This window comes from Ectothiorhodospira shaposhnikovii (genome assembly GCF_016584105.1).
In the GTDB taxonomy this organism is placed as follows: Bacteria; Pseudomonadota; Gammaproteobacteria; order Ectothiorhodospirales; family Ectothiorhodospiraceae; genus Ectothiorhodospira; species Ectothiorhodospira shaposhnikovii.
The window spans coordinates 1-7382 of sequence record NZ_NRSM01000054.1 but is presented as its reverse complement, the minus strand read 5'-3'; the positions used below and the strand labels follow the sequence as shown (position 1 = coordinate 7382).

General features: G+C 52.3%; 6 protein-coding genes and 1 pseudogene. 2 read left to right on the top strand and 5 right to left on the bottom strand.

The window, feature by feature from the left end:
• Positions 1–367 precede the first annotated feature (367 nt).
• The 3 genes from CKO35_RS16980 to CKO35_RS16970 all read right to left on the bottom strand — a co-directional run bounded on the left by CKO35_RS16980 (position 368) and on the right by CKO35_RS16970 (position 2499).
• Positions 368–910 carry a hypothetical protein gene (locus tag CKO35_RS16980; RefSeq protein WP_200177300.1) on the bottom strand — a complete coding sequence of 181 codons (543 nt, stop codon included), beginning with the start codon at positions 908–910 and terminating at the stop codon, positions 368–370.
• Between the two features lie 171 nt (positions 911–1081).
• On the bottom strand, positions 1082–2098 hold the full coding sequence (locus CKO35_RS16975) for a serine/threonine-protein kinase (protein WP_200177299.1): 1017 nt from the start codon (positions 2096–2098) through the stop codon (positions 1082–1084).
• Positions 2095–2499, bottom strand: coding sequence for a hypothetical protein (locus CKO35_RS16970; protein WP_200177298.1), 405 nt, complete (start codon positions 2497–2499; stop codon positions 2095–2097). The genes CKO35_RS16975 and CKO35_RS16970 overlap by 4 nt, the downstream gene beginning before the upstream one ends.
• A gap of 234 nt (positions 2500–2733) precedes the next feature.
• Between CKO35_RS16970 and CKO35_RS16965 the strand changes: the two are divergent.
• Positions 2734–3653 (top strand): annotated as a pseudogene (locus CKO35_RS16965) (tyrosine-type recombinase/integrase).
• Positions 3650–4759, top strand: coding sequence for an IS91 family transposase (locus CKO35_RS16955; RefSeq protein WP_200177296.1), 1110 nt, complete (start codon positions 3650–3652; stop codon positions 4757–4759). The pseudogene CKO35_RS16965 and the gene CKO35_RS16955 overlap by 4 nt, the downstream one beginning before the upstream one ends.
• Before the next feature lie 298 nt (positions 4760–5057).
• Here the strand turns inward: CKO35_RS16955 and CKO35_RS16950 are convergent, their stop codons facing one another.
• Together CKO35_RS16950 and CKO35_RS16945 are read right to left on the bottom strand one after the other, a co-directional pair.
• On the bottom strand, positions 5058–5471 hold the full coding sequence (locus CKO35_RS16950; RefSeq protein ID WP_200177295.1) for a hypothetical protein: 414 nt from the start codon (positions 5469–5471) through the stop codon (positions 5058–5060).
• Positions 5472–5554: 83 nt separating this feature from the next.
• Positions 5555–6709, bottom strand: a complete 1155-nt coding sequence (locus CKO35_RS16945) for a DUF3800 domain-containing protein (RefSeq protein ID WP_338031824.1) — start codon at positions 6707–6709, stop codon at positions 5555–5557.
• Positions 6710–7382 lie beyond the last annotated feature (673 nt).

The following is a 7382-nucleotide window of genomic DNA, read 5'->3' as shown; positions in this document are numbered from 1 at the left end:
CCCCCCCCCCTGTCTCAATGGTTTCCTCTCTGCGGTCATGTGCCGAGGATTGTCCTTGGGCGCTGCTCATCGCCGGGGTAGATATCGACGGAAATCAGGACACGGTCGTGGCTCAGGAGCCGGAAACTGGAGGAAACCCGGAACAGGGGCACTCGATGTAATGGGTAATCAACCGAAAAATCCACCAAAAAACTCAAGATGAATCAAGGACTTAAGAGTGCCTGTCCCTTACTTTTGTTTGAACTCCGGAGGAAACGCCCCGTGCGGACCCGCATGCGGGGTGTTGTGGAGGCCGGGGGAGAAAAACCCCCGGCTATCCGATTAGCGAAATCTTCGGGCCGCCTGAGAAGGCGGTGCTCCGCCCAGGTCAACATCCGCTACAGCTGTAAACCCAAATCTTCTGGCTATCAGTCTTCGCTTCCTTGAAAACCGTCTGATACGTCAGGCGCCCGATCAACATGTTGGAGATGACGGATGGGAAATGCTTGCAACTGGCAGGAAAGGCCTTGCCGAGGTCAGGCGGCTCTAGCCCAGCGCCACAGACCCTCCCTCTGAGAGCCGCCTCTAGAACGGAGAGGGGCGCGAGAGGAAGCTCAAGCACCCGATCCGGCGGAACAGAAATGGTTGAAAGATCCACTTCACGGAACGCTTCCGACTTAAACTGCGGAAGCGGCTCCCCGTGCAGCTCCAGACTGACTTTCACGTTATCTATAGGGACCGAGGAGCGATTCCTAAGATGCAACGTCAACGCCTTTTCGGCATCCCCAAGCCAATGCTGGAGCCTCGCATCCACGAATTGGATCTGAACAGGATTGGTTCGCCGAACGTACTCGTCAGTCAGGGACGGCGGGCCCGCCTTCGGGTTGTAGTAAAAGTAAGCCGCGAGCACGATTCCGATTACGCCAACCACGAACCCGGCTACTCCTACCCAAAATCCGGCGTAGCTTGCTTTCGAGGGTAAACTCCACCCCTTCCACCGCAGCCAATTTGGAAACATGTACCCCCCCTTCTTCGCCGCTAACGCCCGCATTTGCGGCTGGTTTGGAGCGCAGCGTAAAACCAGTCCGACAACATGCGTTTATTATGCATTGCTTGAGCCAATTATTTTGAAGAACTCAGAATCTACCTGATCATCAGATAATTCTTTGTGGCAATTTTCTTTCACTTTTCTTCCATTTTTTTTGTATTCAATAATCCATCCATTCCTTTTGCGTTGCTTTTGAAGCTCATAGCTTTCGCCATTAATCCCAGTGCCCACCCATGAGTCATCATCAATTGGCCGCCAATCAATAGGAATGCCAATCTTTTCTATTGCTCGCCTGAACTCACTTGCACTTTGAAACCGCTTTCCAGGATCATTGTTAATAGCTTTGTTTATAACTGTCTTTATTTTTCTTGGGATATGAGGCTGATAGCACCGCTCTGGATACTTATTGGCTTTTACAGCTGCATGCCACTCATCAACTGTTGTAAAGTGGAATTCAACCTCGGGAATATTGTTTATGAGTCGAAATAAAGTAATACCCATAGCGTATACATCGCTAAGTTTATCCATGGGATTACCTTCTATGACCTCTAGTGGCTGGTGAGGTCGATAACCCATCGTATCTGAAGGGTCAACATGATAGTCGAGCGCCAACCCGAAGTCTGATAATTTCGCCTCCCCATTATCTCCAAACAAGATATTCCCAGGCTTAATATCTCTGTGAAGCACATTGCTATTGTGGGCATGCTCTAACCCTAAAAGAGCTTCAGATACGATCCTCAGCGAATCTTGGATAGAAATAAACCGATTCTCTAAATGTTTTTGAATTGAACCTTTCGCCAAATATTCCATAGCTATGTAAACGCATGGAGTTCCTTCATAGACGAAGACATCAACCTCTTTCACGTCAACGATATGCTTGTGTCTACAAGCTTCCAGTGTTTGAGCTTCTTTAACGGCTTCCACAAACTTTTCAGGTTTTGGCACTTTTATTAGCTTTATTGCCCTGTCAGCTTTCAGGAGAGGATCATAGGCTTGAAATACGAAACCAAAATTCCCATTTCCTAAAAAATCAACAACATCAAATTTTCTGATTTTGTCAGGCTTTTTCATAACAGAAACCACGCAACCAGTGCCGCGTCTTTAGCGGCCTTATCCCAATATGGCGGATGTTGGCCGATGTGAACATCTATATAGGCATAAACATCATCTTTTTTCGTAAGGCCAAATTTTGTTGCATTTATACCTTGACTGGTAAAATGACTGATTGAGATATTTTTCTTGTTGCAACACAGATTTAAAATCCCGAGTGGGAAGATAGAATTCTGAATTGGCTTTGTTGAGCTATGCGTTAATGGCAATTTATAGCCAACTGCATCCGGAGTATGCTTATCAAGAAGTAGGCAAATCTGGGTTTCAAGCCACCCGGCGGTAGATGCCACATCTAGTGCTTTAGGATAACTGATCTTGTCTTTCTCAACGAATGCGACAGCGGCTCCATTTTTCTCAAGCACGCAATATCTAAAGTCAGTGGCTGTAAAATTAAATCCTATATTTTTCAAAACATCTTCCTTTCAGTGTGATTTATGCATAACGTTTCAATCAGCCGACGCGTTAGCGGTCGGATGAATTGGCTTGTTGGACGAAGCCGCTACGCGGAGAACAGCAGCTGCGCTGGATGGATCCTAGACTCTGGTCTCACCCCCCTCGTCGATGAGGGGCCGGTCCAGCAAGAACCGTGAGGCCACATGACCATGACACCAGTAACCCCCGCAGACTTCAACCGACTGTACGAGACCCACATCAAGCACCTCAAGCTCAAGGGCCTGCAGCCCAAGACCATCGAGGCCTATGCCCGCGCCGTTCGCCGCATCGGCGCCTACTTCGACCACCGCATCGAAGACCTGTCCGAGGCGCAGCTCATCGACTACTTTACGGCTCTCCTGGGGACTCACTCGTGGAGTGCTGTAAAGCTTGATCTGTACGGCCTGAAGTTTTTCTACGCCCATGTCCTGCGCAAACCCTGGGTAGCGGTGGATCTGATCAAGCCGCCGAAGTCCCAGCGCCTGCCGGACATCGTGACGGTCGCGGAGGCCGGACGCTTGTTTGATGCCACCCGCATTCTCAGCTACCGCGTCTTCTACTTCACCCTCTACAGCCTGGGCCTGGGCCTGCGCCTCGGCGAGGGCTTGCGCCTACAAGCCGGTGACATCGATGCCTCGCGGGCACGGGTGCATGTGCGCGACGCCAAGGGCAACAAGGACCGTCTCGTGCCCTTGCCCGACGTCACGCTCACCGTGCTGCGCAACTTCTGGCGCACGCATCGCAACCCTGTATGGCTGTTCCCCAGCCGCCAGGGCGGTCTTCGTGCTGCTGCCCGGGCCACCACACCGCTGGACCGCGGCGGCATCCAGCTCACCCTGCGCAAGGTGACAGCACAGTGTGGGATAAAAAAAAGATCACGCCCCATTCATTGCGCCACGCTTACGCCACCCATTTGATCGAAGCCGGGGTCGATCTGCTTGAGGTACAGAAGATCCTCGGCCATCACTCGATCCTGACGACCGCCAAATACACCCACCTGACCACACACACCGGCGAAAACGCGCAGCAGCGCATCAACGCGCTGATGAACGGCTTCTCGATCCGCTGGGGAGGTGTGCGATGATCCGCGTCGCCACTGTCATCGAGACCTTCGAGGCCGAGTTGCTGGCGCAGTACGGGGACCGCCTCCTGCCCGGCCATCATCGGGCATTGGCCGCGATGCGCGCCTGCCGCAGCGCACTGAGCCCGCGTATGCAGGTGCAGTGCGAGGACTGTGCCGAACAACGCTTCGTGCCGCATTCTTGCGGCCACCGCGCCTGTCCCCACTGCCAGCACCACGAAAGCCAACAATGGCTCGAGCGCCAACTGCAACGTCGCGTCCCGACCGACTACTTCCTGCTGACCTTCACCCTCCCGGCTGAACTGCGCACCCTCGCCTGGCAGCATCAGCGCACGGTCTACGGCCTCTTGCTGCAATGTAGTTGGGATACCGTGGACACCTTCAGCCGCAACGATCCCCGGTTGCAGGGGACTCCCGGGGCCATCGCTGTGCTCCATACCCACTCCCGACGCCTGGACTACCATCCGCACGTGCACCTGGCCGTGCCCGCAGCGGCCATCGATGCCAAAAACCGCCGCTGGCGCACCAAAAACGGTCCAGGCCGCTCCCGTTACCTCTTCAGCCACAAGGCCCTGGCGAAGGTCTTCCGCGCCAAGGTGCTCCATGCGCTGGCACAGGCGAGCCTCCCGCTACCCCAGACCGTACCGAAACAATGGGTCGTCGACTGCACCGCCGTCGGCTCCGGTGAAAAGGCCCTGGTCTACCTCGGCCGTTATCTCTACCGCGGCGTGATCCAGGAAAAGGATATCCTCACCTGCGGTGACGGCCAGGTCACCTTCCGTTACCAGGACAGCAAGACCCGCAAGCCACGCACCCGCACCCTCTCGGGTGCCGCGTTCCTTTGGCACCTTCTGCGCCATGTCCTGCCCAAAGGCTTTCGCCGTGCCCGCAACTACGGGTTTTTGCACCCCAACCGCAAACGTCTGATACAACTGTTGCAGGTGCTGCTCAAGGTTCGTCCCGCGCCCATCCCGGCCCCGGTGCGACCACGCCCCCTCCTCACATGCCCTTGCTGCGGCGGGGCAATGAAGGTCCTGCACACCCGAATCCCCCCGCGCCCAGTGGATACCCGCGCCCCGGATGTCGGAGCCGGAGTCACGGGTATGTAAGCGCCCTCGCCAACCCTGGGCACTCGGCATTCGGCGCCATCAAGCCGAGAGGTTCGTGCACCCCGAAAGTAGGCTATGATCACCTGAAGCACCGCTTTGTGTGCCTACGCGACCCGCACCGCGGAATCATTGTCGCCAACCAGCCTCACGTTCACCCCAAGCGTCAACAGCAGAATCCGTCAGCGCAAAAGCTGATTTCAGACCCCCATCATTCGACCCACAACCGGGCTTGTCCAACAAACGGTTCAGATCGTGGTTCGCTTCGCTCTCACGATCTAACCTTATTCGTTGGGCATAACTAGAGCAGGCCCCCGCCTCGCTGTTGTATTTCATTGATGATCACAGCGACCCCAGCAGCCGAAACCTTTTGGCGCGTCTCCGGATTGTAGGTATCCGCGACTGCGGCAGCCGCCACGAATACTGCCGTCTCTCCACGATATGTTGTGGAGCCATCATTCAGGTAGGGCGTGCCGCTATGCCAGGCTTTGGTGCCGCCCTCACGCCACGCGCTTTCTATAAAGACCCTTTCAGTCCGGGGCGTCCAACTGAGCGGCGTCCAAGTGCTCTTAGTGCCAACAATCTGAACGCACAGAAACGGCCCGTTTCGCGTGGTCGGAGAGGCAGGCTTCTGAATCTTGGCATCAGCATTGAGGATGGCGACGTCGAAGTACGCGACGATTCCAACTGCTACTTCTCCAGTGCTTAGACTCATACCTCTCCTTCTGTTATGCCCAACGCCGCGCTCTGCGGCAAATTTGGAGCGCAGCGTAAAATTTGTCCGAAAGCAGCGCTTTGTTATGTCTGTAGTTCAAGCGGAGTTTCTCTTAGCGCTATAGTGATAAATTGAATATATTCAGCAATATCTTCGGTTAGACTGATGCCATTTTTACTACGGCCTGCCAATTCTTGCAGCAAAACCGCATTTCTTTGAACCTCTAGCTTATTCAAATCCAGATGACCATAGTCAGGAAAAACACTACCGAAAATTACATGCTCTTCAATCATGGCTCGCCATTTTTCGGCGTACTCGTCTTGATTTTCCCTGTCGCAAGCATAGGCGAATGCACCTGCTATTGCGTCAGCAAGCTGAACTCCATGAATGATCTTAGAGTCAACTAAATTAAGCGGCTCTTTTAAGTTGAATGTTATAGGTGAATCAATCCCTGCAACATGCGTGAACTTTTTATCCTCTCGATTAATCATGACATTGAATATTTCTTGATCTTCGCTCAATGGCTTAGATTGGTCACAGTAAGCAGTTAATTGATCATATTTCTGCCCCCATTCAGCCAAGAGGCTGAATAAAGCAGTGTTAGTCAAATCTAGAACCCATTTCCCTGCGCCTTCACCAGCATAACCATCTAGCTCTTGCACCACGGAACCTTTATTGTGTATGGCAAAGTCACAAATTTGCTCTAAAACTGGAGATATTCCTTCATCTTTCGAAGTTGAAAAAAGCGCCTTTAACCCTTCAAAATCTCCCGTTCTCATCAGTTTTTCGAAATCTTCAAATATTTCTTCAGCCATTGCTCCTCTGACAGATAGCTCAACATGAAGCATGTTGCTAATGAAGCGATGAAAGTTAATGTTATAAAATATTGAATTGACGTTCGCGATTGCAGGCTCAAATATATACTCAAAAAACTTACCCGCTAAAGCGTACTTTTTATCGGAAACTGAAACTTTGAATCGGCCTTTAAAATTTTGAATTATTTCATCAACAGCTCGCTTTCCGCGAACCCCTTTTAATAATTTGCCGCCCTTAATTTCGCCGTTTTGAATTTTGTACTTACGAATGATGTGCTCAACGAAATCTTTTGCTTCATCATGAGGGCATTCTAATGATGCATAACAAAATATTTTCTGTTGCTTGTGTAATAGATTATTACCGGTAAAGCCAGACTCATCGAAATGTAAAATTGCATGAGTTTTCAAGCTATTTTTATCCACACCTTTATTCCTTTTGCATCTTCCTCGTATCCGTCGACGCGCTTTTTCAGCGACAGCCCGATACGTGACTATGTCTGGATACCGTCTTCGGAGAGATCGATAGTTGATCAATTACCCAGTCCTCGGATGACATAACATATAAGCGTTTATCCGCTGTGCGCAGCATGGCGGATAAACGTCTGTTGGACGAAGCCATGTACCGCACATCTTTATAATGGGGATTGTATTTTTGGCGGCGGGCCAGGCAGGCCATGTGCGGCCCTTTGGCAGGTGTGGATTACCTGTGCGGGTTCCTTCGGCCACTGTGGAGCCATGCTGGGGGATCCTTGGCAAGTGTGTTTTGAATGAACATAGCCTGATTGTTGGCCCTGTTTCAATGTTTTGCCCGCACTCAGGCCCGGCCTTTCCGGAGGCCGTTGTCAGCCTGCTCCGTCACCCGCTATTTTTCAATCACTTAACATCGTCGCGCCTTGAGCGTGGGACATGGGACAGGACGCGATATTTCGGCAATGACATGCAAACGACCTTTCCGGCATCGGGGACAAGGATACTCGGACGCTTCCTTGCGCGGCGCGGCGGTGGCTGCCGGTGGGCGCGCCATCGATAATGCCCTCCTGACCTGATCAAGCTTTTGACGGCGGCACCGATTGGCCAAAAACCCGTAATGGCGCAC